General features: G+C 35.7%; 20 protein-coding genes. 14 read left to right on the forward strand and 6 right to left on the reverse strand.

Going from position 1 to position 24,332, the window contains the following annotated elements; genetic code table 11:
* Positions 1-35 precede the first annotated feature (35 nt).
* The 5 genes from acnA (at position 36) to AAC601_RS11620 (ending at position 8,191) form a co-directional block, all read left to right on the forward strand.
* Positions 36-2,810 (forward strand): aconitate hydratase AcnA, encoded by a 2,775-nt coding sequence (acnA, locus tag AAC601_RS11600; RefSeq protein ID WP_303269811.1) that lies wholly within the window; start codon positions 36-38, stop codon positions 2,808-2,810.
* A 142-nt stretch (positions 2,811-2,952) separates the two neighbouring features.
* The gene (locus tag AAC601_RS11605; RefSeq protein WP_303269810.1) at positions 2,953-4,422 is read left to right on the forward strand and encodes a deoxyribodipyrimidine photo-lyase; all 1,470 of its coding nucleotides are present in this window, start codon (positions 2,953-2,955) and stop codon (positions 4,420-4,422) included.
* Positions 4,423-4,492: 70 nt separating this feature from the next.
* Positions 4,493-6,718 (forward strand): MMPL family transporter, encoded by a 2,226-nt coding sequence (locus AAC601_RS11610; RefSeq protein ID WP_340153349.1) that lies wholly within the window; start codon positions 4,493-4,495, stop codon positions 6,716-6,718.
* 67 nt (positions 6,719-6,785) lie between these two features.
* On the forward strand, positions 6,786-7,955 hold the full coding sequence (locus AAC601_RS11615) for a hypothetical protein (protein ID WP_340153350.1): 1,170 nt from the start codon (positions 6,786-6,788) through the stop codon (positions 7,953-7,955).
* Positions 7,952-8,191 carry a hypothetical protein gene (locus AAC601_RS11620; RefSeq protein ID WP_340153351.1) on the forward strand — a complete coding sequence of 80 codons (240 nt, stop codon included), beginning with the start codon at positions 7,952-7,954 and terminating at the stop codon, positions 8,189-8,191. Before AAC601_RS11615 ends, AAC601_RS11620 begins: the two co-directional genes overlap by 4 nt.
* Positions 8,192-8,219: 28 nt before the next feature.
* On the opposite strand, the gene dtd is transcribed toward AAC601_RS11620, so the two are convergent.
* Genes dtd through AAC601_RS11645 form a run of 5 tightly spaced genes read right to left on the reverse strand, consistent with a single transcriptional unit; the run spans position 8,220 to position 10,558 of the window.
* Complete coding sequence (gene dtd / locus AAC601_RS11625; protein ID WP_340153352.1) at positions 8,220-8,672, reverse strand: D-aminoacyl-tRNA deacylase; 453 nt, start codon at positions 8,670-8,672, stop codon at positions 8,220-8,222.
* Positions 8,669-9,331 (reverse strand): NAD-dependent epimerase/dehydratase family protein, encoded by a 663-nt coding sequence (locus AAC601_RS11630; protein ID WP_340153353.1) that lies wholly within the window; start codon positions 9,329-9,331, stop codon positions 8,669-8,671. Before AAC601_RS11630 ends, dtd begins: the two co-directional genes overlap by 4 nt.
* Entirely contained in the window at positions 9,331-9,939 is a 609-nt protein-coding gene (locus tag AAC601_RS11635) for a thioredoxin family protein (protein ID WP_340153354.1), read from the reverse strand. The genes AAC601_RS11630 and AAC601_RS11635 overlap by 1 nt, the downstream gene beginning before the upstream one ends.
* A 6-nt stretch (positions 9,940-9,945) precedes the next feature.
* Positions 9,946-10,344, reverse strand: coding sequence for a YkvA family protein (locus AAC601_RS11640; RefSeq protein ID WP_340153355.1), 399 nt, complete (start codon positions 10,342-10,344; stop codon positions 9,946-9,948).
* A complete protein-coding gene (locus AAC601_RS11645; RefSeq protein ID WP_340153356.1) occupies positions 10,337-10,558 on the reverse strand; it encodes a hypothetical protein in 222 nt (73 codons plus the stop codon). Before AAC601_RS11645 ends, AAC601_RS11640 begins: the two co-directional genes overlap by 8 nt.
* Before the next feature lie 65 nt (positions 10,559-10,623).
* Between AAC601_RS11645 and AAC601_RS11650 the strand changes: the two genes are divergently transcribed.
* Positions 10,624-11,517: a hypothetical protein gene (locus AAC601_RS11650; protein ID WP_340153357.1), complete on the forward strand. Its 894-nt coding sequence runs from the start codon at positions 10,624-10,626 to the stop codon at positions 11,515-11,517.
* 29 nt (positions 11,518-11,546) lie between these two features.
* Positions 11,547-12,005 carry a nuclear transport factor 2 family protein gene (locus AAC601_RS11655; protein ID WP_303269794.1) on the forward strand — a complete coding sequence of 153 codons (459 nt, stop codon included), beginning with the start codon at positions 11,547-11,549 and terminating at the stop codon, positions 12,003-12,005.
* Positions 12,006-12,047: 42 nt separating this feature from the next.
* On the opposite strand, the gene AAC601_RS11660 is transcribed toward AAC601_RS11655, so the two are convergent.
* Positions 12,048-12,569, reverse strand: a complete 522-nt coding sequence (locus tag AAC601_RS11660; RefSeq protein ID WP_303269792.1) for a hypothetical protein — start codon at positions 12,567-12,569, stop codon at positions 12,048-12,050.
* 83 nt (positions 12,570-12,652) lie between these two features.
* Here AAC601_RS11660 and AAC601_RS11665 point away from each other — a divergent pair, with 83 nt between their 5' ends.
* The 7 genes from AAC601_RS11665 (at position 12,653) to AAC601_RS11695 (ending at position 24,327) form a co-directional block, all read left to right on the forward strand.
* Positions 12,653-13,003 carry an iron-sulfur cluster assembly accessory protein gene (locus tag AAC601_RS11665; RefSeq protein WP_340153358.1) on the forward strand — a complete coding sequence of 117 codons (351 nt, stop codon included), beginning with the start codon at positions 12,653-12,655 and terminating at the stop codon, positions 13,001-13,003.
* A gap of 126 nt (positions 13,004-13,129) precedes the next feature.
* Entirely contained in the window at positions 13,130-14,101 is a 972-nt protein-coding gene (locus AAC601_RS11670) for a hypothetical protein (protein ID WP_303269788.1), read from the forward strand.
* A 10-nt stretch (positions 14,102-14,111) separates the two neighbouring features.
* Positions 14,112-15,227 carry a DUF3179 domain-containing (seleno)protein gene (locus tag AAC601_RS11675; protein WP_303269787.1) on the forward strand — a complete coding sequence of 372 codons (1,116 nt, stop codon included), beginning with the start codon at positions 14,112-14,114 and terminating at the stop codon, positions 15,225-15,227.
* Between the two features lie 182 nt (positions 15,228-15,409).
* The gene (locus AAC601_RS11680) at positions 15,410-18,607 is read left to right on the forward strand and encodes a SusC/RagA family TonB-linked outer membrane protein (protein ID WP_303269786.1); all 3,198 of its coding nucleotides are present in this window, start codon (positions 15,410-15,412) and stop codon (positions 18,605-18,607) included.
* Positions 18,608-18,641: 34 nt separating this feature from the next.
* Positions 18,642-20,081 carry a SusD/RagB family nutrient-binding outer membrane lipoprotein gene (locus AAC601_RS11685; protein ID WP_303269785.1) on the forward strand — a complete coding sequence of 480 codons (1,440 nt, stop codon included), beginning with the start codon at positions 18,642-18,644 and terminating at the stop codon, positions 20,079-20,081.
* Positions 20,082-20,221: 140 nt separating this feature from the next.
* Complete coding sequence (locus AAC601_RS11690; protein ID WP_303269784.1) at positions 20,222-23,911, forward strand: T9SS type A sorting domain-containing protein; 3,690 nt, start codon at positions 20,222-20,224, stop codon at positions 23,909-23,911.
* Complete coding sequence (locus tag AAC601_RS11695) at positions 23,911-24,327, forward strand: hypothetical protein (protein WP_303269783.1); 417 nt, start codon at positions 23,911-23,913, stop codon at positions 24,325-24,327. The genes AAC601_RS11690 and AAC601_RS11695 overlap by 1 nt, the downstream gene beginning before the upstream one ends.
* Positions 24,328-24,332: the final 5 nt, after the last annotated feature.

The following is a 24,332-nucleotide window of genomic DNA, read 5'->3' on the forward strand; positions in this document are numbered from 1 at the left end:
TTTTAACGAACTAACTGAAACTAAAACTTTTCACCATGCATAAAGATCCGTACAAAATTGTAAAAGAGCTAGATAGCAAAAAAGGAAAACTGAAATATTATAGTCTGGAAGAATTACAGAAACAGGGCCATGATGTTGATAAATTGCCTTTTTCAATCAGAATTTTATTGGAAAATGCAGTTCGAAATTTTGATGATTTTGCGATAACAAAGGAGAATGTAGAGACGCTTCTCAATTGGAAGCCTGAGGCTTCTGATAAAGATATTCCTTACAAACCAGCTAGAGTATTAATGCAAGATTTTACGGGTGTGCCTGCAGTGGTGGATATTGCTTCATTGAGGGCTGAGGCCGTAAGAAAAGGAAAAGATCCGAAAAAAATTAATCCTTTAATCCCTGTTGATTTGGTAATTGACCACTCCGTCCAGGTCGATTATTTCGGTACTAATTATTCCTATGCAAAGAATGTGGATAAGGAATATGAGAGAAATGGGGAGCGATACCAATTCTTGAAGTGGGCACAAAATGCCTTTGATAATTTCTCTGTTGTGCCTCCCGGCATGGGGATATGCCATCAGGTGAATTTAGAATATTTAGCAAAAGGTGCCATTGAAAGAGATGGGTATGTTTTTCCTGATACTTTGGTAGGTACTGACTCACACACACCTATGGTGAACGGCATCGGAGTTGTAGGTTGGGGAGTTGGCGGAATTGAGGCTGAAGCTGCTATTCTTGGACAGCCTATTAACTTTATTATGCCTGAGGTAATAGGATTAAGGTTGAATGGAGATATGCCTTTAGGGACCACTGCAACAGATTTGGTACTGACTATCACCCATTTATTAAGAAATCATGGTGTAGTGGGTAAATTTGTGGAGGTCTTTGGTCCTGGCTTGGATAATCTAACGATTCCGGATAGAGCCACTATTTCCAATATGTCTCCTGAGTTTGGTTGTACGGTTACCTATTTCCCAATCGATGATCAAACCTTATCCTACATGGAGAAAACCAATCGTTCGGAAGAGCAAATTGATTTGGTAGAGAAATATGCGAAATCCAATATGCTTTGGAGAGAAAACGAAGATAAAATTAATTACTCCACAGTACTAGAATTGGATTTAAGCACAGTTGAGCCTACAGTTTCTGGTCCAAAAAGACCGCAGGATAAGATTTTGGTTCGAGAGTTTGAAGACAAATTCAAAGACTTGCTGAAGGAAGAACACGGAAGAGAATACCTAGGCATGTACGAACGTCCTGTAAGCAGGTGGTATGCTGAAGGAGGCTCTCAACCTGTACAACAAACTGCTGAGGTCGGTGATGACGTAGCCATAGAGGAAGGCGATAGCAACGGCTTGAAAACGGTAAAGATTAAAACGCACAATGATGAATTTAGCTTAAGTGATGGTTCAATTGTAATTGCCGCTATTACAAGTTGCACTAATACTTCGAATCCAAGCGTGATGTTAGGTGCAGGTTTAGTAGCACAAAAAGCTATTCAAAGAGGTGTTGATGTTAAGCCTTGGGTCAAAACCAGTTTAGCTCCAGGTTCGAAAGTGGTAACCGATTATTTAAGAGCAGCCGAATTATTAGATGACTTAGAAGCACTGAAATTCCACGTTGTGGGATATGGATGTACTTCTTGTATTGGTAATTCAGGTCCTTTACCACCGCATATTGCCAAAGCTGTAAAAGAAAATGATTTAGTGGTTTCCTCGGTACTTTCAGGGAATAGAAATTTTGAAGCCAGAGTACACCCTGACGTGAAAATGAATTTCTTAATGTCCCCAATGCTGGTAGTGGCTTATGCCATCGCAGGTAGGGTAGACATTGACTTAAACAATGATGCACTGAGCTACGATGCTAATGGTGAGCCAGTGTACTTGAAAGATTTATGGCCATCCCAAGATGAAATATTTGAAGTGATGAGAAAAGTGCTGTCACCGGATTCTTATAAAAAGAACTATGGTGAGATTTTTGACGGCAACGAACAGTGGAGAAGCATGAAAGCGCCCGAATCTGAAGATTATGAATGGGATGATAAGTCTACGTACATTAAGGAAGCACCATTCTTTAAAGATATCAGCGAAGAGGCTGAAGATTTCGAAGATATTAAAAAGGCGCATGTCTTATTAAAATTGGGCGATTCTATAACCACAGACCATATTTCTCCAGCTGGTGCTTTTGCAGAAGATAGTCCGGCTGGTAAATATTTGAAGGGGAGAGGGGTAGAAAAGAAAGATTTTAACTCCTATGGTTCTCGTAGAGGTAATGATGAAATCATGACTCGTGGAACTTTTGCTAATGTCCGAATTAAAAATCAGTTGGCAGAAAAAGAAGGGGGTTATACTAAGCATATCCCAAGCGGTGAAGAAATGACAGTATTCGATGCCGCTGAGAAATACAAAGAAGATAATATCCCATTAGTGGTTTTAGGTGGAAAAGAATATGGTAGTGGATCTTCCAGAGACTGGGCAGCAAAAGGTACTTATCTCTTGGGTATAAAAGCAGTCATTGCAGAAAGCTATGAGCGTATTCACCGAAGTAATTTAGTGGGTATGGGTGTTTTGCCTTTACAGTATTCAGATGGAGAATCTGCCGAGTCTTTAGGATTAGATGGTTCAGAGAAAATTTCAGTTTCCGGAATTAGCAAAGGCTTATCACCTTCTAAAAAGCTTTCTGCAGTAGCAGAAAAGTCTGACGGAAAAGAAGTGAAATTTGAGGTGTTGGCTAGATTAGATTCTAAAATTGAAGTAGAATATTATAAGAATAAAGGTATTCTACAGTATGTCTTAAGAGACTTTTTACGAAAGTGATATAGTTTTAATTAAATAGATTTAAGTAAAACCGATTTGATGGAGAATTCATCGAATCGGTTTTTTTTATAGCTAAAAATTCATTTCAAACAATGGGACTTTATACAGGTTTTCTGTTCAACTGATTACAATCCTGTTTGAAATGAAAAAACCGATTACCCTAGTCTGGCTAAAAAGAGATTTAAGGTTGGAGGACCACGCTCCATTGCAGAAAGCTGCTGAAATCGGTTTGCCTACTCTAATTTTTTATGCCTGGGAACCCAGTTTATTGTCTGCTCCCAATTATAGTAATCGCCATTGGAATTTCATTAGTGAATCCTTAGCAGAAATTCAGAATGAACTAGTGAAATATAGTTTACACTTGCTTCAAGCACATTCTGAAGTGATTGATTTATTGAAATCTATTCAAGAAAAATATGAAATCAAGTATTTATTATCCCATGAAGAAACTGGACTTCAAATCACTTATGAAAGAGATAAGGCTGTTAATTCATTTTGTAAAAGCAAGAATATAGAATGGTTAGAATTTCAGCAGTTTGGCTTGCAGAGAGGTCGAAAGAATCGGACAGATTGGTCAAAGTCTTGGTATGAATTTATGTCTCAAGCTATTCTGGAAGTCGATCTATCGGCTTTAAAACCAGTTGAAAGCCAAGAGTTTGGAGGAATAAAAGTTATTGAAAAGGTAAGTGAATTAGGGATTCACCGGGAAAAAGAGATCGTGCAAACAGGGGGAAGTTCTAAAGCATATCAATATTTAAGTAGCTTCTTAAAAGAAAGGCATAAAACTTACAATAAAAGCATAAGTAAGCCCACTGAAGCTCGTAAATCCTGCAGTCGCTTGTCTCCTTACTTGGCTTATGGAAATATCAGTATGCGATCTGTCTATCAATCTATGAGAAGTGCAAAGGAAAAGGGAAATAAAAGCGCTTTAAATAATTTCGCCTCTCGACTACGCTGGCATTGCCATTTTATACAGAAATTTGAAATGGAAATGAGATATGAGAGTGAAAATATTAATAGAGGATATGACAGCATTCGTCAGAATGAAAATGACATCTTATATGAAGCATGGGAGAAAGGAGAGACGGGTTTTCCTTTGGTAGATGCTTGCATGAGGTGTGTAACCGAAACGGGCTATCTCAATTTCAGAATGCGAGCTATGCTGGTGTCATTTCTAGTTTATCATTTATGGCAACCTTGGAAGAGAGGTTCCCTACATTTAGGTAGGCAGTTTTTAGACTTTGAACCCGGAATCCATTACCCTCAATTTCAAATGCAAGCTGGTGTAACCGGAATTAATACCATCCGAATGTATAATCCTGTCAAGCAATCAATAGAGCATGATCCCAACGGTGATTTTATAAAAATGTGGGTGCCAGAGTTAAAAAACATTCCAATAGCTTTCATTCATGAACCATGGAAATTGAATTTTATTGAGCAGAAGGAATTGAATTTTGAGTTAGGAAAAGATTATCCAAGTCCAATAATTGATTTAGAAGATGCTGGAAAAAAGGCTAGAAAAGTGATATGGGATATGCGGAAGGAGCCATTAGTGAAGTTAGAAGCAAGAAGAATTTTAGCTACACATACTGTCGAAAATAGAAAACCGTAAAATTCTTGCAATCCAAAGTTGTCTTTTTCTACGTTTATTTACCTTTATATTTTAGAAGTCTATTTTGTCCTTGAAAGAACTAGCCAAAAAGTTTTACAGCAATTTTAAAGACCGAGAATTTCGCTTTATGCTATATGCCGTTTGGTTGATTAGCATAGCGTTTTTTGTCTCGCAATTCCCAAAACTATCCGTAGCTTTTGAGTTTGAGAAGTTCTTTGCCGATGATAATGAGGATAAGGTATTTTTTGAGTATCATGTCAATAAATTTGGCTATGATAATGATTACTTACTGTTAGCAATCGAGAATGGCCCCTCTGTATTTGAAAGTAAGTTCTTACAGAAAGTGCAAGCCTGGCAAAGTGAATTGGATTCTATAAAGGGGATAACGGAAACACAGTCAATATTTCAATTGAAACACTTGATCAAATCGCCTTATGGAATCACTGCAGTCCCACTAGTACATAGTGAAGATGCTAAAAGACTAAAGCGAGATAGCGCAAGGATTATGAGTCATCCACTTTACAGTAATTTTGTCTCCAATGATGCTAGAGCATTGATTTTTCAGATTAATCACGAGCATTTTAAAACCCCAAATAACGAGCTAGTTTTCTTTGAAACTTTAAAAACATCTCTAGCACAATCCAATATAGAAAATTATCGTATGGTGGGTAAATTAGTGGCTCAGCAGAGCTTTATTGATCACATACGGTCCGACTTCACTATTTTCCTGGGATTAGGAATCGCTGTAACCATTATCCTCCTTTTGCTGATTTACCGCTCATTCAATATAATGCTATTACCCTTATTGATGAGTGTCTCTTCTCTGGTTTACTTGCTTGGTTTCATGGCAATGCTACGAATAGAATTAAGTATCCTCAGTGTTTTGATTCCACCCATTATCCTCTTTGTATCTACCTCCGATGCCATTCATTTAGTTAATGCTTATAGACAGAATGAAGAAAGTGATTTTATTAAAAGACTAAAATCCTCCATTAAGAAAGTTTTTTCTCCAACTTTATTGACCTCTATTACGACTGCTTTAGGTTTTTTTAGTTTATTGATATTGCCAACACAGCCCATTCAGGAGTTAGGCGTTTTTGCTGGAATTGGAGTTTTGATAGCCTTTGGTGTCAACTTTCTATTTGGGCCACTTTTAATTCGAAGAAATTACAAAGGAAAAAGTATAAGATTGCCCTATAAAAAATGGGCTGTAAAGCTTATTAGGGCAAGAAAGACTGTGATCACAGTGTATGCTGTTCTAATATCAATTTCAGTTTACGGCTTTTTTCAACTGAAAACAGATGCGTATTTGCTCAAAGATTTGCCTGAAGATTCTCAAGTTCGGAATGATTTTCAATACCTGGATTCGGCTTTTGGAGGATCAAAACCTTGGGAGATGGCCATTGTTCCTGCTGATGAACATACTAGTGTTTTTAATTATGCTTTTTTAAAAGAGGCAATAAAAATTGATCATTACTTAAGAGATTCTTTTGGTATTGAGAAAGTACTCTCGCCCTTAGATCTTGTAAAATATGCCAATCAGATTGATAAAGGAGGAGCTAATCAGTTTTATAAGGTCCCACAAAAAGAAGCGTTTGAAAAGCAAAAAGGGATCAGGAGACAGCTTTTGAGTAGAGGAGTTGCCGAAGGATTGGTGGATTCGAGTAGGCAGTATGCTCGGTTTGCAGGATTTATTCCGGAATGGGGATCAAATGATACCCAAAAACGCAACCACGCTTTAAAGGCTTTTATACATAAAGAAGTTGACGAAAATATATTGAGTGCTAGAATAACCGGCACAACTTATTTGATAGACAAGAGCAATGAAAATCTTTCGATTGAGTTAATGAAAGGATTAATAGTAGCCGTTTTGATGATTGCTATGGTGCTGGCAGTTTATTTCAAATCATTTAAGATGCTATTGATTAGTCTAATTCCTAATTTTATTCCACTGCTGTTCACTGCAGGAATTATGGGTTTTATGGGCGTTCCTTTAAAACTGACAACCGCCATTATTTTTGTTGTTGCATTTGGAATAGCAGTTGACGATACTATTCATTTTCTGGGTGCATATAAAAAGCAAAAAGCAAAAAGTCCGATCTGGAGAATCATCAAAACTTTCAAATCTGCAGGTTTGGCTATCCTAATTACTTCGGTACTAATTATTGGCGGATTTGTATTGTTTACACTTTCATCATTTGCCACCACCTTTTATTTGGGATTATTTCTTTCTTTGGCTATGCTTTTTGCTTTGCTTACGGACTTGATTTTGTTGCCTTTGTTGTTGAGAAAATAAATTGAAATTTTTCCCTCAATTATTTTACCCCTATTATTATTATTATTGGGCTTTCAACTAAGTATTTATGCGATATACGATTTTATTAGTACTCACCACTTTATTTTTCGGTTGCGATTCTAAACAGGAATCAAAGGATTATGGTGAATTGCCCAAAGCTACTGTTAATATTACAGATACACTCGAAGTTGATTATCAAGGAAATCTAAAAATTGCAGATTTTCATAGAAAAGTAGAGCTTTTCATTGCCGTAGACTATGCTAGAAATAAAGAAGTGATTTTAATATTTGATAGGAATGGAGATATTAAAAGCACTTTCGATAATCGTATTGCAGGGGAAAATTCGGTTAGTGGTAAAATAAATGCAGTTGGCTTTAATGAAGCTGAAAATGGATATATTATCATTTCCGAAGGTGGCGTTTATTATTTTGATAGCACATGGACTAAAAATCATCATATTCCTAACCCTGAAAGAGGGATATATACGAGATATAATCCAAATAATAAATTACTTGAGCTTAAGAATAATGAAACTGATTATATCATCACTCAATTATTAACAGCGCCCACAGGTCATAATATTGAAATGAAAGAGCATTACAATCTTGTTAAATTATTGACTATTATTAATATTCAAGACTCTTCATATAAACTAGATATTGGTTTTCATCAAACAAGTAATTATAGAACTGAATCCAAACTTTATACGCCCTACTTGTCTTATTTTGATTATTTGAAAAATGATAATCAGCTAATAACTGCTTATAGAAATGATGAAAAGTTATATTATTATTCTTTGGATAATGATAGCGAACTGCAATTTGAGAAAAGTTATAGTTTTGATTTCGATCACTACAGTATAAAGTCAAACTTTAATTATGGAGATGATTTTGATAATACAAAGACACTTTTTGATTCTCAAATAGAATCTTTAAACTGTTTCCAAGATCGAATTTTTATCAATTATACAAAAGAAATTGATAATACAGAATTTGAAAATGATCCTAATCTTTACAGAGATCGACTTTACCTACAAGAATATATTACAGAAAATTATCAACATTGCATGCATATAATTGAAGATGGAAGGAAACTTTATCAGGACATTATTTTGCCAGATATGTTAGTTTCTCCTGCTGCAATCTTAGAAAAAGACGAAATTTTGTTTCATTTATCAAAATCTAAATATGAATTTGATAATGAAGTTTTTTTAATTGGTAAAATAGATAAATTATGAACAGATTATTTAAAATTACGGTAGCAGCCCTTTTTAGTGGGATGTTATTCTTTGATGGTAATCAAATTGTCAATGCACAAGCAGAAAATCCATGTGCGCAAATTAGTAGATGTGCAGCTGCTGGAACGATCATGAGGATTGGTGATTATCCAATGGATTTTTTGGTTTGTCCTTGGCCAGAGGGGTCTTCAATATGTTGTGTTTCTTGCAAAGAATCACTCAATCCAGGTGATTAACAAATTTGGGGCTTAATCGCCCCTGACTTTACTTTTTATCCTTACTATCCAAAATGATAGTAACAGGCCCGTCATTCACTAAACTCACTTTCATGTCAGCACCAAATTCACCACTCTGAATCTTTATTGGAATTTCCATATCTAAAGTGCTAAGCATTTTTTCATACAATGGAATAGCAATATCTGGTTTAGCTGCTTTTATGTAGGAAGGTCTATTTCCTTTTTTAGTGCTGGCATGCAAAGTAAACTGACTAATTAACAATATTTCTCCATGTACATCGAGTAGACTTCTATTCATCACACCATTTTCATCATTGAAAATGCGCATGTTTATTATTTTGCGACTAAGCCATTCAATATCCTCTTCGCTATCGGCCTCTTCAATACCAAGCAAAATCATTAGTCCATCTTTGATTTTACCTTTAATTTCTTCCCCAATCTTAACTGAGGCTTCCGTAACACGTTGAAGAACTGCAATCACTTACCTATTTTTTCAATTTGATCAGATGGAATAATTTTAAAGCTATCAGTATCGTTTTTTGCTGTTATTAGCATTGCATTAGCAATTGTTTTAGCGTGAACGGCCGCATATTTTTGCAAAGGACCTGAGAAAATAAAATCAAATTTGTCGGCAAACCATAAGGCCGCTTTTTCACCTGCTCTTTTTTCTGCTCTTTCTCCAGCTATAAAAGAAGGTCTATAAATATAGGCTCTATTTAATTTTAAGGCTTTTACGGCCTCTTCTACTTCGCCTTTTACTTGATTGTAAAATATGATCGATTTCGCATCTGCTCCCATTGCAGATATCAGGTGAAAAGAGTCAGCATTACTTTCTCTGGCAATTGCTGCTATGCTCACAGGGTATTCAAAATCAACCTTTTTGAAAGCTGATTTGCTACCCGCTTTCTTAATAGTGGTGCCTAAGCAGCAGAAATAATCATCTGCTTTTAACTGCTTTGCTTCCTTTTCAAGATTAGCGAAATCTTCAATGATGATTTCTTTCAGTTTTCCATCATCTCCGCCCAAACTTCTTCGACTTAATACCTTTACTTCAGTATAATTTTCATCTTCTAAAAGTAAATCTAGCAAGTGCCCACCGACAAGTCCTGTTGCGCCTGCAATTAATGCTGTTTTTGCCATTAGTGAATTTTTTTAATTATTTCCTTAAACTCTTCAGCTATAGTTTGATTTTTATTTACTGCATACCATTTATGGATACTTTCAATAAATGCCGTCTGATCTAAATCTGTTTTTTTCTTGGCATCTATTACCATGTTTTGAACAGGAGTTGGTCTTGGTCCCCATGTAGCTAGGTCATTAAAATCTTGATCCATTACAATTAAGATTGGAATTGATCTGGCCCCATTTGTAAGATACTGATCCATGATTTCAAGATTTGCATCTCTCATGATAAATCGTAAATCGATATTTTGATTCTCCTTTGCTAATTTAGCCAAAAAGGGAATGTTTTGTGCAGCATCTCCACACCAAGCTTCTGTGATGACCATCCATTTCATAGGAGGTAAACCCTTCATAATGTTGACTAAATCCGCGTCCAAATCTATTTTCTTATCCCATCTATCCATACGCCTATCATTCATAAAAGTATAGTTTATCATCGCTTCTGAATGATTATCGCCTGTTGTCTGATTCTCTGCTAGCAGGGATTTTATTAGATTTCTGTAAGATGCGTAATCAATTGCTTTTTTAAAAGCTTCTACTTTTTTGGAGGTACTAATTTCAGGCATATAATTTTACTTTTCTTCTTGCTTACTCTCCCAAGCCTTGAATTGTTGCAATTCGTAACCTAAATGATTGTAAAGCCAAAGAATTAATGATGCATCATCAATAAAACCAGAAACGGGAATGAAGTCAGGCACAATGTCCATGGGGGTAATGAAATAGATTAAAACCCCAACGGTATAAATCATGCTTTTGAAAGAAATGTTTTTATAACTCCCTTTAGTATAGGCTTTTACTAATCGAATAAGTGTTGAGATTTTATTTCTTAATTGTCCAATCTTTTCAGAAGCTTTGGCCCGACTCGTTAAAGTCTGTTTTACTTCCATGAGCAGCTTATTGCTCAGTCTTTTATCTGCTAAAACACGGGTGGCTCTTCTAAAAGCATTTTTATGGTTTAATCTTTTACTCATCGTCAGCTTCCCTTAATTTCCGGTTTTGTTTAACCGGCTTCCAGATGTAAACAAATAGTGTATATAACGAGAATGCGCCTAATAATACCAAATATAAATCTTGCAATAGACCTTTGTAAATAAATAGCCCCCATGCAACTATTAAACTAATAATACCAACCCATAAACGAATGTTGTTTGCTTTTATTTGACTACTTTTGTGTGGATTATTCATAATACTTTTAACAATTTAAACGTTAGGTAAATTTATAATAATTTGAACCATTTTTGCTGTTTCCTATGGAAAAACTATCCTTTACCATTTTACTACTATTTTTAACAAATGTTGTTTCTCTTGCACAAATAGAAGATCCGAGAATTGAAAAAGCTCAGAATAATCCTAGAACTAAAATAGTCGTTTATACAAAAACTGGAGAGATTTATAAAGGCTTTTTCATTAGTCAAAATAAAGATTTTCTAGAAATAGAAACAGAAAGCGTTGGTACAGTAAGGATACCAACTGAAAGAATTAAGAAGGTAGAAACTTTGGATGAAAGCAAGTCCGGGGAAGAACTAAAAGACGAACGACTTCAACAGATCAATCCTGTTCGATATATGCTGGGAACCAGTGCCTTCAATTATGAAAAGGGGGGCAATTATATTCGGAATAACCCTATGACCTACCATAGGGGAATTACCGACAATTTTTCAGTTGGAGTAGGTACAAGTCTTTGGGCATTGGTTCTAAGAGTCCCTGTGATATACGTAAATCCTCAGTTTACCAGTAAATTGGGCAAATCTGTCCATTACAAATTTGGATTGGATGCATTTGCAGGCACGTCATTGGAAGCCGGTGAAGGAGCAGGTGGGGCAATTGTAAATACTGGAATTACCGTTGGCGATCCTGATTTGAATTTGACAGGCACTGTATATTTTGGAGCTATAAGTGATGCGGAAAGATTAAATCCATTTTATTCTTTGGCTGGTATGGCAAGGATCTCTAAAAAATTGATGGTGGTATCGGAAGGCTTTTATATTCCTACTGAATTTGATGATAACTTAAGCTTTGTTTTTTACGGAGGTAGGTATCTGACGGAAACTGCCAGTTATGATTTAGGTTTTTTTTATAATCAGGAAATAGCGGATGTTATTCCATTTGGGATTCCTTTTTTTGCTGCTACAGTGAAGTTATAAGTCTATAAAATTTAACAACAACTATGTATATGAAGAAGCTCCTTGCTCTAACCATTCTTTTACTACCATTTACTGTAAAAGCTCAGACTCCCACTGCAACCATCAATCAATTTATGGATAATTGGCACAAAGCTGCGGCTACAGCCGATGAAGATGTGTTTTTTGGAAGCATGACGGAAGATGGTATTTATTTAGGTACCGACAAAACTGAAAAGTGGACGAGAGAGGAAATGGCTGAATGGGCAGATGAGCATTTTCAAAAAGAATCTGCCTGGTCTTTCACAGCTTCAGAAAGAGATATTTATTTTTCTGAAAATGGTAAAACAGCTTGGATAAATGAAAAACTGGATACTTGGATGGGGGTATGCAAAGGGACAGCTGTGTTGGTTTTAAAACCAGAAGGCTGGAAAATAGCCCTATACGATTTATCAGTAACCATTGATAATAATAAAATAGATGCTTTCTTGGAGTTAACTAATGAAGATTAGATATTAAGAAAAAATAATAACATTAGAGTTTAAGCCAATAAATCAAAATTCCTGTTGAATTTCATTTTTCAGGAAACTAAGACCGTATTCTATACTATCAATCTTTTTCTCAAGTGATTCTTCATAGATTTTTTTGACCAATTCGATACTTTTGGCTTCAGGTTCTAATTCTTTAGCAGTTTGGTTCACTACCATAATCAACTCCTCTTTGGCATTTTTAATTATTTTCCAAGCTTCATCACTCATGTAGACCTGTTGAGACAAATTGTGATTAAATTCTTCTCTAATTTCATTTAGTAGCATATATTGAAGCTCTGCTACATTCATGTCATTTTTGTGAACTCGCTTGATGATTTGATCTGGAGAAATTCTTTCTAAGAAAAGGCTCATTCTTTCATAAGCTTGTAACCTGATAGGCAAAACAATTTCCTTGTTTTTGGCTTTTATTTCAATGATTTTTGCTTCATTTTGTTTCTGCAGCATCGTTTTAATGGTCAAAAACATGGCATATAATACAATTCCAGCCGGAATAACGATTTTAATTAAGTCCCAAATTGGCTCCATAGAGTTGTTTTTTGAAGTTGATGGTCAAATTTAGTTAATTTCGTAGCAAATAAAAGCACGGGGATTGAGCAAACTTTTGTTTTATGTCATTCGTTCTTGAATTAAAAATAATATTTATGGTTCCTGTTAAAATCTCAGAAGAGGCAGTTAATGAAGTTAAGAATATCATGCAGAATAAAAATATCCCTGAAGGATATGGACTGCGTGTAGGAGTTCGAGGCGGAGGAGGTTGCAGTGCTGCAGGCATGAATTATATGCTGGGTTTTGATAAACCCAAAGAATCAGATAAAATTTTTGAGATAGAGGGCATTCCAGTTTATATTGATAAAAGCCATGTGATGTATATAATTGGAATGGAAGTTAGGTTTCACGAAGGAAATGATGCTCGAGGCTTTATTTTTGTAAATCCTGAAACAGAGGAGGAATTGAATTGATTTTCTATATGCTAAGGTATGTTTAATGCAAAAAATACTTAAAGTCTTAACGAATTCTCATCTTTAATTCAATCTTATGTAAGGAAATTGACATTCGATTTGCCTGAATATTGTTAGTATTACAATATGAAGGCTTTAATTTTTATTTTGTTCTTACTATCAGCCCTCCCCGTAATTGGGCAAAATTGTTGTACCGGAGGCTCTCCTTTAGCCAATAATCTTAATTTATCAAATTTAGATTCAGGTTTATCTGTTCAGATGGTTTATGACAGAAATTTAATGAATGATTTCGTTTCCGGAAGCGAGGTGCTAGATGATGAATCTTATAACCGTTATAACTCATCGGTTTTCCTACAAGTTTCATGGGCTTTAAATAATGATTTAACTTTTGGAATGATGCTGAATCATTCCACTCATTATTTAAATAGGAAAACTATAAATGCTGACAGGGAAACCAAAAGCAGAGGAATAGGTGATTTAATATTGACTTCAAATTACAACATTTGGCAGCAGGGAAAACATAATGTTCAAATAGGTGCAGGATTAGTCCTTCCTACCGGGAACAATGCAAATCGCGATGAAAATTTTGATATTTTATTGCCATGGGATTTGCAACCCGGTTATGGGGGTTGGGGAGGGGTCTTGATGGCTCAATACCAAAATGGTAGGATTATCATGGATAATTTAAATTACTTTGGATTATTGGTCTATCAGTATTTATTGAACAATCAAAAACCGGGAACAGCACAATTTTTTCAACAAGGATCAGAATATCAGTTTTATCAGGGTTTAGGATATAATATATATTTGAATAATAACATATTATTGGCTCCACAGGCTGGGTTTAGGATTAAATATACCAATAAAGACAGGATTAACGATGCATTGGTTGAAAGTAGCGGAGGCATTTGGGTATATAATATGTTGGGTCTAAATATCCTTTTACCTAATAACCTAACATTTATGCTAGCCTATGAAAATCCAGTTTTCAGAAAACTAAATGGCAGCCAATTGACTACCTCAGCTCGGTTTAGATTTGGAATCAATATGTTTATTGGAGCTAAGGAAGAGCCTAGAGAGAGAAGATTTAATTTTTAAAAATGAGATTATGAATAAAAATCTACATATCTATTTGTTGACCATAGTTTTTTTGATGGTTGTGTTATCGTGTAAAGAAGAGGTTAGTATTGAAGAGGAACGACCTGCTGCGAATGTAACAAGTAAATTGATCTTTGATAATATTGGAGGGAAAGATATTGTGGTTGTCGGGAATCCATCTGCAAATTTCATAGTGTCATTTGAGCAGAAACTTTCTTCAGGCGATATTCCAGATTTAGAGGTTGTTAATGGGAGACTGCCCATAGTAATGGAAGATAGAGAAGGTAATTTTTATGATGTTTTTGGTCTAATTGTAGAAGGTGAACGCCAAGGAGAATATCTGTTACCAATATTATCCTACCAATCTTATTGGTTTGCAATAGCTGCTTTCTATCCAGGTATTGAGTTACATAATAGAGGAGCTCAAGAAGTGAGTTTGAATTTAAAATCTAATCCAGAATGGTCAATTCCTACTACTAATTTGTTTGTAGGTACAGGCTTTGGCGCCATCCCTGCAATTGATAACCCAAAGTTTAATTTAATTAATAATGATGGCCCAAATATCGACCAAGCAAAAATACCGGCCAATGATGATCTAGTTATTGGATTGATTGAAGAAGGAGAGCCTTTTGCTTATCCCCATAATATTTTGAATTGGCATGAGGTGTTAAACCAAAAAGTTGAAGATACAGACATCACGATTACGTTCTGTCCGCTAACAGGAACAGCAATAGGTTGGAAAGGCGATAAAAGTTTTGGGGTCAGTGGTTTATTATATAATAGCAATTTAATAGCCTACGATAGAGTCACGGAAAGTTTATGGTCTCAAATGACCGCATCTTCCATTAATGGAGAATTGAGAGATGAAAAATTAGAAGTTATAAGTCTGACAGAAACGACATGGGGTACGTGGAGTACAATGTATCCTGATACTAAGCTTTTATCAACCGAAACGGGTTATTCCAGAGATTATGATCAAACTCCGTATAGAGGCTATTCAGAAAATAATGATTTGATCTATTACCCTTTAGATTACCAGGATGATAGATTACCTAATAAAGAAAGAGTACATGTAGTAATAATTGAGAAAGAAGCAAAAGTATATGATTTCGATAGTTTCTATTAAAATAGATACTAATGTTACTTTTCCTAATACTAACCTTAAGGTAATAGGATTATCTTATGATTTTTTTTAATAAAATAGATAATTTGATAAATATTTAGGAATTGTTCAATAGATTTTTGTCTATTGGTATATATATCCTTTATATTCGAGATATAATAATTTTATAACCTAAACATAATATGATGAAGAAACTATTACTAATGCTAAGTTTCTTCCTGATTGCCTCATACTCATGGGCACAGGATAGAACGGTTTCTGGTACAGTGGTGGACGAAGATGGTCCCTTACCAGGTGTAAACGTAATTGTGAAGGGTACTACTATTGGTACCACTACCGATTTAGACGGTAATTATAAACTTTCAGTGTCTTCTGATGCTGAAGCACTTTTATTTACCTATATCGGTTTTGAAAAAATGGAGGTTGCAATTGGCTCTAAGTCAGTTATTGATGTAACCTTACAGCCTGATGTTCAACAACTAGGTGAAGTTGTAGTAACAGCTTTAGGTGTTTCAAGAGAAAAAAGGTCAATTGGTTATTCTACACAATCTGTAGATGGCGAAAAGTTGGCTGAATCAAGAGAGACCAATATTGTAAACTCACTTCAGGGTGCAGTTGCGGGTGTTCAAATCCAAGGTTCTCAAGGAGCAATGGGTGGTTCATCTCGTATTACTATTCGTGGTGCAAACTCTTTCTTAGGAGAAAACCAACCACTTTTCGTAGTGGACGGAATGCCAATTAACAATGATAATTATGCTTCAGCTGCTCAACAAGAAGGTTTTGGTGGCGGTTCGTATGATTACGGTAATGCTGCTTCTGATATCAATCCAAATGACATTGAGTCAATGGAAGTATTGAAAGGTGCTGCTGCAACTGCATTGTATGGAACTAGAGGATCTAATGGTGTAATTTTAATCACTACAAAATCTGCCTCAAGGAAAAAAGGACTAGGAGTTTCAATTAACTCTTCAGCAACCTTCGAAAATCCATTGGCCTTAATGGAGCACCAGCAAAGATATGGTGGTGGAGCTACAACTGGCTCAGCGTCAGGATTTGTTGAGTTTACAGAGGATGGAACTAATTATTTAGCTCCTGTTTATTCTAAAGATGGTGCTTGGGGACCTAAGTATGATCCTAGCATAAATGTACGTCATTGGGATTCTTGGGATCCAGACGCTGCTAATTATGGTGAAACAAGACCATGGGTAGCTCCTGAAAATCAGTATGAAGAATTCTTTGAAACTGGCGTAACGCTTACTAATTCAGTGGCAGTTTCAGGAGCAAATGATGAAGGTGATTTCAGATTATCTTACACTAATTTAGATCAGAAAGGTATGATGCCTAATTCTGAATTGGGTAGAAATACAGTAAGTTTCAATTCTTCTTATAATTTGACAGATAAATTAAGTGTATCTGCTGCAGGTAGTTTAATCCAACAAGATGCTTCTGGAAGAAATGCTACAGGTTATGCGAATGCTAACCCAATGCAAGGTTTCTACCAGTGGTGGCAAACTCAGTTGGATTTCGATAGATTGAAAGATGATACTTTCACTGACGGAACTCAGCAGACATGGAATCCGACTGGTACTCAGGTTGATCCAAATACTGGGGAATTATTAGGCTTTGATCCAAACGTAAGATTCTTTGATAATCCTTACTGGGTGAGAAACAATTATTTACAAGAAGATACTAGAGATCGTTTCTTTGGTAACTTTAATTTAAATTACGAATTAACTGATGGTTTAAGCGTAAACGTAAAAGCCATGAGAGATGGATTCACTTTCAGATCTAGAGAAGGTGTACCTGTTGGTGGTATTAACCAGCCAAGTTATAATGAGGTGACTAGAACATTTTCTGAAACTAACTTGGAAGGTAAAATTCTATATGATACACAATTCAATGAGGATATAACATTGAATGCTATGGTGGGTGGTAACTTGATGAGCCAAGGTAGAACTTTTAATAGAATTGCTACTGTAGGTGGTTTGGTATTACCTAATTTCTATAATATTGCTAACTCTGCCGGTTCTCCTCAAATTGATACCGATTTTGAGAACAGAGCGATTAACAGTGTATTTACAACGGCTTCATTGGGCTTGTTTTATACAGTATACGTTGATTTAGCCTTAAGAGGTGATTGGTCTTCAACCTTACCAGAAGGAGATAATAACTATTGGTACCCATCAGTATCGACTAGTTTTGTGTTCAGTGAGTTAGATGCTTTAGCGAATAATTCAGTGATTTCTTTTGGTAAATTAAGAGCTGGCTATGGACAAGCTGCAAACGATGCTAATCCATACCAATTAAGAAATGTATACTCTAACGTTGTACCAAACTTTGGTTCGTTCCCAAGATATACTGTACCTAATTCAAGAAGAAACCCTAATCTATTACCAGAGATCACCAATGAGTTTGAGCTTGGTTTAGAAATGAACTTCTTGAATAACAGAGTTGGATTTGATGTGTCATATTACGACAGAACTACTGTTAACCAAATCTTTAATGTTCCATCATCTTCTTCTACTGGATTTACTTCTAGATTGTTGAATGCTGGATCGATGAGAAATAGTGGATTCGAAGTAATGTTAAATGCGACTCCAATTCAATCTGGTGATTTCAGATGGGATATGAATTTAAACTTTGCAACATTTAATAATGAAGTTGTTGAGTTGAACGAAGATGCTGGTGTTGAAAGCATTATTGCAGGTACAACTTGGGCAGCAGACGTTAGAGTTCAAAAAGGATTCCCATATATGTCATTATTTGGACAAACTTTCCAAACTGACGATGATGGAAACACTATTGTAGGTGCTAACGGTATTCCATTAGCAAATCAAGATAGAGAATTCTTAGGAAGTACTATCGCAGATTTTGCTGGTGGTTTTAGAAATACTTTCACTTATAAGAATTTCTCAGTTGGAGCTTTGATTGACTTTCAGGGTGGTGGTGTAATTCACTCTACTTCTTTGCAGTGGGCTAAATACTCGGGTATGTTGCCAGAAACTGCTGAAGGAAACATTAGAGAAGAAGGTGTTATTGTTGATGGTGTAACTGAAACTGGTGAAACTAATACAACTGCTGTACCTGCTCAAACTTTTTATCAATCAATTTGGACTGTAGCTGCACCTAATGTTTATGATGCTTCATTTGTGAAGTTAAGAGAGGTAACTGTAGGATATAATATCCCTAACAGTGTATTTGGTAATTTGGCTATTAAAGATGCTAGAATATCTTTCTTAGGAAGAAACTTAGCTATCTTATTCAGCAACTTACCTTACCTAGACCCTCAAGGAGTAAATGGTGCTGGTAATATCCAAGGATTGGAAAATGCTCAAGTTCCTACTTCAAGATCATTAGGTTTTGACTTAAGCTTCAAATTCTAAATCAGGTTTTGACATTAATTTAAAATAACTTTTTATGAAAAATATATCAAAATTATACATAATGTTGGCCTCACTATTTGTGGGACTGGCAGCGTGCACGCAGGATTTTGAGGAAATTAATAATGACCCTAATAATCCTACTGAAGTACCCGCTTCAACACTATTAACGCAAGCGCAATTCAACTTGTCTAATAGAGTTTGGAGCAGGGCAATGAACTTTGAGTTCGGGATGTTGATGGTACAACATTTTTCTCAAGGAGAGTATGCAGAAGATTCTCGTTACAATCAGAACGTAAGTACTTTTACCGCTTCATGGAATAGCTTTTATGCAAACAGTCTTTACGACTTAATTGCAGCAAGAGAGATTGTGCAAGCAAACGAAGGACTGAATGATGCGATTAAAGGCAACCAAACTGCTGTATTGGACATATTGAAAGTATGGTCAATGCAAATTGTGACTGATACTTGGGTAAATGTTCCATACTCTGAAGCATTTAATCCTGATGAATTTCCAAATCCAGCATATGATGCTCAGGAGGAAGTTTACAGTGGTTTAATCAGTGAATTAAATGCTGCAATTTCTAACATAACAGTTGGAGAGCCAGGTTTTACTTCAGGAGATATCTTTTACGGTGGTGATATGGCTTCTTGGGCTAGATTCGCTAATTCTTTGAAATTGAAGATCGGTATGAGAATAGCTGATGTTGATGCAGGAACTGCTTCTACTTTGGTTTCTCAAGCTTTAAACGCTGGAGTTTTTACAGCAAATGATGAAGGTTTCATATTTAATTTTGCAGCAGATCAGCGAATCGCGAATCCATTCTTTGTTGATAATTCTATCAATAACAGAGATGACTTTGCAGTTTCTGATGTATTAGTTGAAAAGCTTGAAGAATTAAATGATCCTAGATTGATGGCTTTTGCCGATACTTCTATTACAGGTGATTATACTGGTCTTCCTTATGGTCTATCTGATGGAGAGTCATTTAATTTGTTTGCAACTGCATCTCGTCCTAATCCTGCGATAAGAGAGGCAACTGCTCCAGCTTACTTGCTTACTTATGCTGAAGTTAAATTTTTCGAAGCTGAAGCTATTGAAAGAGGAATTGTTAGTGGTGATGCAGAAGTTGCTTATAACGAAGCGGTTACTGCTTCAATGAATCAGTGGGGATTTGATGACTCAGAAGGAGCGATCACTGACTATTTAACTGCTAATCCTTATGATGCAGGTAACTGGGAAGAATCTATAGGTGTTCAAAAGTGGTTAGCACTTTATACCAACGGATTAGAAGCTTGGGCTGAATGGAGAAGATTAGATTTCCCTCAGTTGGAGGTACCGGCTGCTGGTGTTAGATCATATATCCCTGTTAGAGCACTATATACTTCAGATGAGTTAGGTAATAACGGAAGTTCTGTTTCTAACTCAGGAATTAATAATGAAATGGATGTTGCCCCTTGGTGGGATGTGAACTAGTAGATTTATTATTTTTTACTATTGATAAGAGGCTACCTTACTTAAGGTAGCCTCTTTTTTTGTCCATTCTTTAGTAGTTGTATCCTGCCTTAATTTTTTATATGAAGTATTTAGTGTTAGTTTTGATGAAATTTGCGCTTATGAAAAATTATTACTCCCCTATAATTTGCTTCCTTGTTTTAATAGCAGTTTATTTTTTTTCTGCACCGATCCAGCTTGAGAATACAATAGAGGTATCAAAATCCGAAGAAGTATGGTCAAGTAAAAAAATAAAAATCAAATCTGGTAAAGAGGCCTACATGAAACCTGATGGATTTATTGAATATTATAATTCAATAACAAAAACATTGAACCAGTCGAGAGATGCTTATAAAGCAGGCTATCAATATAGTGAATTGCAAAAGTCATTAAATCTCAAGAGTGTAGCTAGAAGTGACAATCTTTCAGCTGATTTTATTTCACGTGGGCCAGGTAATGTAGGCGGTAGAACAAGAGCAATAGCAATAGATCCTGATGATAATACGAACTGCACATGGTTTGCAGGAGCTGCTAGTGGTGGAATATGGAAAACTACTGATTGTGGTCAATCTTGGGAAAATCTTTCTCCTGATTTACCTAATTTATCTACTAATTCTATTGCACAAAGCCAATCTAATCCTAGTACAATATATGTAGGAACAGGAGAAGTTTTCGCTGGTAACACTTCATTTGTTCGAGGAAATGGAATTTATAGATCTGTAGATAGAGGTGAGTCGTGGGAGTTATTGCCTTCAACAGTTGCAGATAATGATTACTTATCTGTAAATAGACTTAGTATTGATCCTACAAATGAAAACGTGGTGCTGATTGCGACCAATTCTGGAATCTTTAAATCTACTAATGGCGGTGCTAGTTGGGATAAAAAGTATAGTCCAACTAATAATGGTTCTGTTCAAGATTTGCAAGTGAATCCAAATGATTGGAATATACAGTATGCTGGGGTGAACAGTTTAGGGATCATTAAATCTACTGATGGTGGAGAGAGTTGGTCTCTCTCAAGTTCAGGAATAGACGAAGGTGTTAGATTTGAGATTGCAGTTTCGCCAAGCGATCCTGAAATTGTGTATACATCGACTTTCTCAGGATCAAGCACCTTACTTTATTTATCGGAAGACATGGGGGAAAATTGGATATTAGTAGACGATCCTAATTATAATACCGACTTTTTAGGTGATCAGGGTTGGTATGATAATACCATTGCTGTGAACCCCTATAATCCTTATGAAGTGTTCGTTGGTGGAGTCAGTATAGGGAAATATACGATTGATTCAGATAATATTGGGGAATCGGAAAGACAATTTGTAGGAATTGATTTTGAAGAAAATACTCTTATTGAACTTGTTAATTTTGAAGCTGATTTTAATGGCGGGTCACTAGATATTGCTGGGGGAACCAATAGTCCTTCACAAGATCCAGTAACTGTTGAAATTAGGTTTGGTAATAGTAATCAGCAAAAAGCTCATCGTTATACAGTACCAGCTGGCGCAACTTCAAATGTCGATATTTCCGATTATAGTTACGAAGATTATGTAGATGTTCCTTTTGAAGTCTGGGATATCGAGAATGATCGACAGCTTATGGTTTCTTTTAGAGACCAAGAAGACAATGGTGTATTTGATCTTAATAAAGGAAGCGAGTCGGATGCTCAATTATCCAATGCAAGAGAATATTTATATATTCACGATGTTACCTATAGTGATATAGAAAACAATAGTATCGCGCAAGATGGTGCGCTTGAATTTGCTAATATGTATTTCTTTTGGCCTATTCTGGCTGAAACTGCGACATGGAATTCTGATAACCTTAGCAACTCAATAATGAGGATAAATTATGGGTCTCGATTTGTTGCCCCAGCCAATGCAATTGCCGTTTATGATGCATATGGTAATTACGAAAATCAAAATCAAAGCAATCTTCATCCCGACCACCATCATCTTACGCTAATAAAAACAGATGAGGTAAATCAAACATTTATGATTGTAAATGGAAATGACGGTGGGTTTGGGATATCTACTGATAATGGTGAGAGAATAGATCAAATTACTGATGGTTACATAACCACTCAATTTTATGGTGCCGATAAAAAGCCCGGAGAAGAGAAGTATATAGGCGGTATGCAGGATAACGGTACTTGGGTTTCATCAGGAACAAGTGTTGACGAAAGCAATTTTTATAATTTTGCTATTGGAGGTGATGGATTTGAAGTTATTTGGCATGCAACAGATCCTCAGAAAGTAATTGGAGGTTATCAATTTAATGGTATAAGAAGATCGACCAATGGCGGGCAATCATTTACACAGGCCACAAGTGGAATTACTGATGGACCTTTTATAACTCGTTTAGCTGGATCTGCGACTAATCCCGATGTTATATATGCCATCGGGCCAGAAGGGGTTTATAAAAGTTTAAATTTTGGTCAGACCTGGAGTATGAAGGAAATTAATAATGATCGTTGGGGTGGCACAGCTAGTGCAAGTGACGTAGAAGTGTCATTGGCCAATGATCAAATAGTTTGGGCAGGGGCGGGTATGGCCAATGGTGTTTTGAATTTATTTGTATCTACAGATGCTGGAGAAACCTATGAAGCAGTGAATAATTATGCGCCTAATCCGCAAGCTTACTATACTGGTATTTACACCCATCCAAAAGAGGAAAACACAGCCTATGCATTGTTTAGTCGAGCAAATTTTCCTAAAGTTTTGAAAACAACAGACTTGGGTCAAACTTGGGAAGATATTTCGGGTTTTGAAGGTAATAGTAATGGTAGTGATAGAGGTTTTCCCGATGTTATTGCCCATAGTTTATTAGTAATGCCATTTGATACTGATATAATATGGGTAGGGACGGAGATTGGGTTATATGAATCTCTGGACGGTGGTGAAACCTGGAATATAAGAGATGATTTTCCAGCCGTATCCGTTTGGTCTATGAAAATTGTAGATGATGAAGTTGTTATTGGAACACACGGAAGAGGTATCTGGTCTGCTATAGTTGGCGCATTAGGAAGTGCCAATATAGCATTATCTGATTTTAATTATCTAGGCTATGGAAATGCTCAAATAAGTTTTGATTTTCCGGTTGACTATACAAATGTAAAATTAGTGATTGATAATGAGGAAATAGTTAGCTTGGATGAAGCGCAGTCAGGAGAGAATCTATTTGAGCTGAATGATTTTTATCCTTTCGATGGTGCTAATGTTAAGATTGTAGCAACCTTTAATGAGGATGTAATTGAATCTCAAATATTCTCGATTCCAAGCATTGATGCCAATCCTATTATTGTATCTCAAGAGAGTTCGGGGTCTGCTGGGGAGTATCAGATTAAACTGGTATTGAAAAACAATGAGCCTTATGAAAAAATAGAAGTTTTGTTCGATAGTGAAATTGTTTATACAGATGAACAGATGCTCACGGAAGCGGATGGAGACAGAATTATTGAATTTGATTATAATATCCCTAATCGTAATATTTTACAAGTAAAAGGATATATTTTGGATACAGTTTTTACAGCCATTGGGCAAGAGCCATTGGTAACTTCAAGTAGTTCTCGAAACAGTCAGTTTTTAAGAATTTACCCAAATCCTGCAAAAGACTTTATTAATGTTGACCATAATAATTTTAATTTCCAGGAAGTTAAAATCTATAACTCAACAGGAGCATTAATTATGAAATCTATTTTAAATGAGGGTGAAAATTCTATTAGGTTGGATTCTTTTGATGAAGGCGTGTATCTCTTCCAGTTTGAAAATGACCAGGGTAAATTAGTAAGCAAACGAGTAATTAAAGAATAATGAAATTGTTTTATATATCACTTCTGGTAATTTGTTTTTTCACTGCTTGTACAGCATCAACAGTAAATACCAACAGAATAGATGTTAATGTTCATAATTTGGCTTATTCATCCTTGGATATTGATGCTATTGATTTTTCATATAATGAAAGCAAGGATTTTTTACTTGGAATTTTTCAAGATAATAGTTCAGTAAGCTTTAATACGTTAAAGTTTGTAGTAATTGATGTCAAAAATGAATCTGTTGTTTATAAGGAAAGTATTCCAAACGGAAAAGTTAAATGGATTTCAGATTATAAAGTTGAAATCATCAATCCACCGGGAATGGTTAAAAGTCATTCAGAAACATTGGACGATCACATATCGATTTTGAATGTTAAAACAGCTAAGAAAGTGAAAAGGGGAGCTGCCTTTTAAAAGGC

Source organism: uncultured Marivirga sp. (genome assembly GCF_963974845.1).
Taxonomy (GTDB): Bacteria; Bacteroidota; Bacteroidia; order Cytophagales; family Cyclobacteriaceae; genus Marivirga; species Marivirga harenae.

Excerpts from the sequence above, each read along its gene's own strand:
- acnA (WP_303269811.1), top strand. The coding sequence starts at position 36 with ATGCATAAAGATCCGTACAAAATTGTAAAAGAGCTAGATAGCAAAAAA.
- AAC601_RS11605 (WP_303269810.1), top strand. The coding sequence starts at position 2,953 with ATGAAAAAACCGATTACCCTAGTCTGGCTAAAAAGAGATTTAAGGTTG.
- AAC601_RS11615 (WP_340153350.1), top strand. The coding sequence starts at position 6,786 with ATGCGATATACGATTTTATTAGTACTCACCACTTTATTTTTCGGTTGC.
- AAC601_RS11620 (WP_340153351.1), top strand. The coding sequence starts at position 7,952 with ATGAACAGATTATTTAAAATTACGGTAGCAGCCCTTTTTAGTGGGATG.
- AAC601_RS11630 (WP_340153353.1), bottom strand. The coding sequence starts at position 9,331 with ATGGCAAAAACAGCATTAATTGCAGGCGCAACAGGACTTGTCGGTGGG.
- AAC601_RS11635 (WP_340153354.1), bottom strand. The coding sequence starts at position 9,939 with ATGCCTGAAATTAGTACCTCCAAAAAAGTAGAAGCTTTTAAAAAAGCA.
- AAC601_RS11640 (WP_340153355.1), bottom strand. The coding sequence starts at position 10,344 with ATGAGTAAAAGATTAAACCATAAAAATGCTTTTAGAAGAGCCACCCGT.
- AAC601_RS11645 (WP_340153356.1), bottom strand. The coding sequence starts at position 10,558 with ATGAATAATCCACACAAAAGTAGTCAAATAAAAGCAAACAACATTCGT.
- AAC601_RS11650 (WP_340153357.1), top strand. The coding sequence starts at position 10,624 with ATGGAAAAACTATCCTTTACCATTTTACTACTATTTTTAACAAATGTT.
- AAC601_RS11655 (WP_303269794.1), top strand. The coding sequence starts at position 11,547 with ATGAAGAAGCTCCTTGCTCTAACCATTCTTTTACTACCATTTACTGTA.
- AAC601_RS11660 (WP_303269792.1), bottom strand. The coding sequence starts at position 12,569 with ATGGAGCCAATTTGGGACTTAATTAAAATCGTTATTCCGGCTGGAATT.
- AAC601_RS11665 (WP_340153358.1), top strand. The coding sequence starts at position 12,653 with ATGTCATTCGTTCTTGAATTAAAAATAATATTTATGGTTCCTGTTAAA.
- AAC601_RS11670 (WP_303269788.1), top strand. The coding sequence starts at position 13,130 with ATGAAGGCTTTAATTTTTATTTTGTTCTTACTATCAGCCCTCCCCGTA.
- AAC601_RS11675 (WP_303269787.1), top strand. The coding sequence starts at position 14,112 with ATGAATAAAAATCTACATATCTATTTGTTGACCATAGTTTTTTTGATG.
- AAC601_RS11680 (WP_303269786.1), top strand. The coding sequence starts at position 15,410 with ATGAAGAAACTATTACTAATGCTAAGTTTCTTCCTGATTGCCTCATAC.
- AAC601_RS11685 (WP_303269785.1), top strand. The coding sequence starts at position 18,642 with ATGAAAAATATATCAAAATTATACATAATGTTGGCCTCACTATTTGTG.
- AAC601_RS11690 (WP_303269784.1), top strand. The coding sequence starts at position 20,222 with ATGAAAAATTATTACTCCCCTATAATTTGCTTCCTTGTTTTAATAGCA.
- AAC601_RS11695 (WP_303269783.1), top strand. The coding sequence starts at position 23,911 with ATGAAATTGTTTTATATATCACTTCTGGTAATTTGTTTTTTCACTGCT.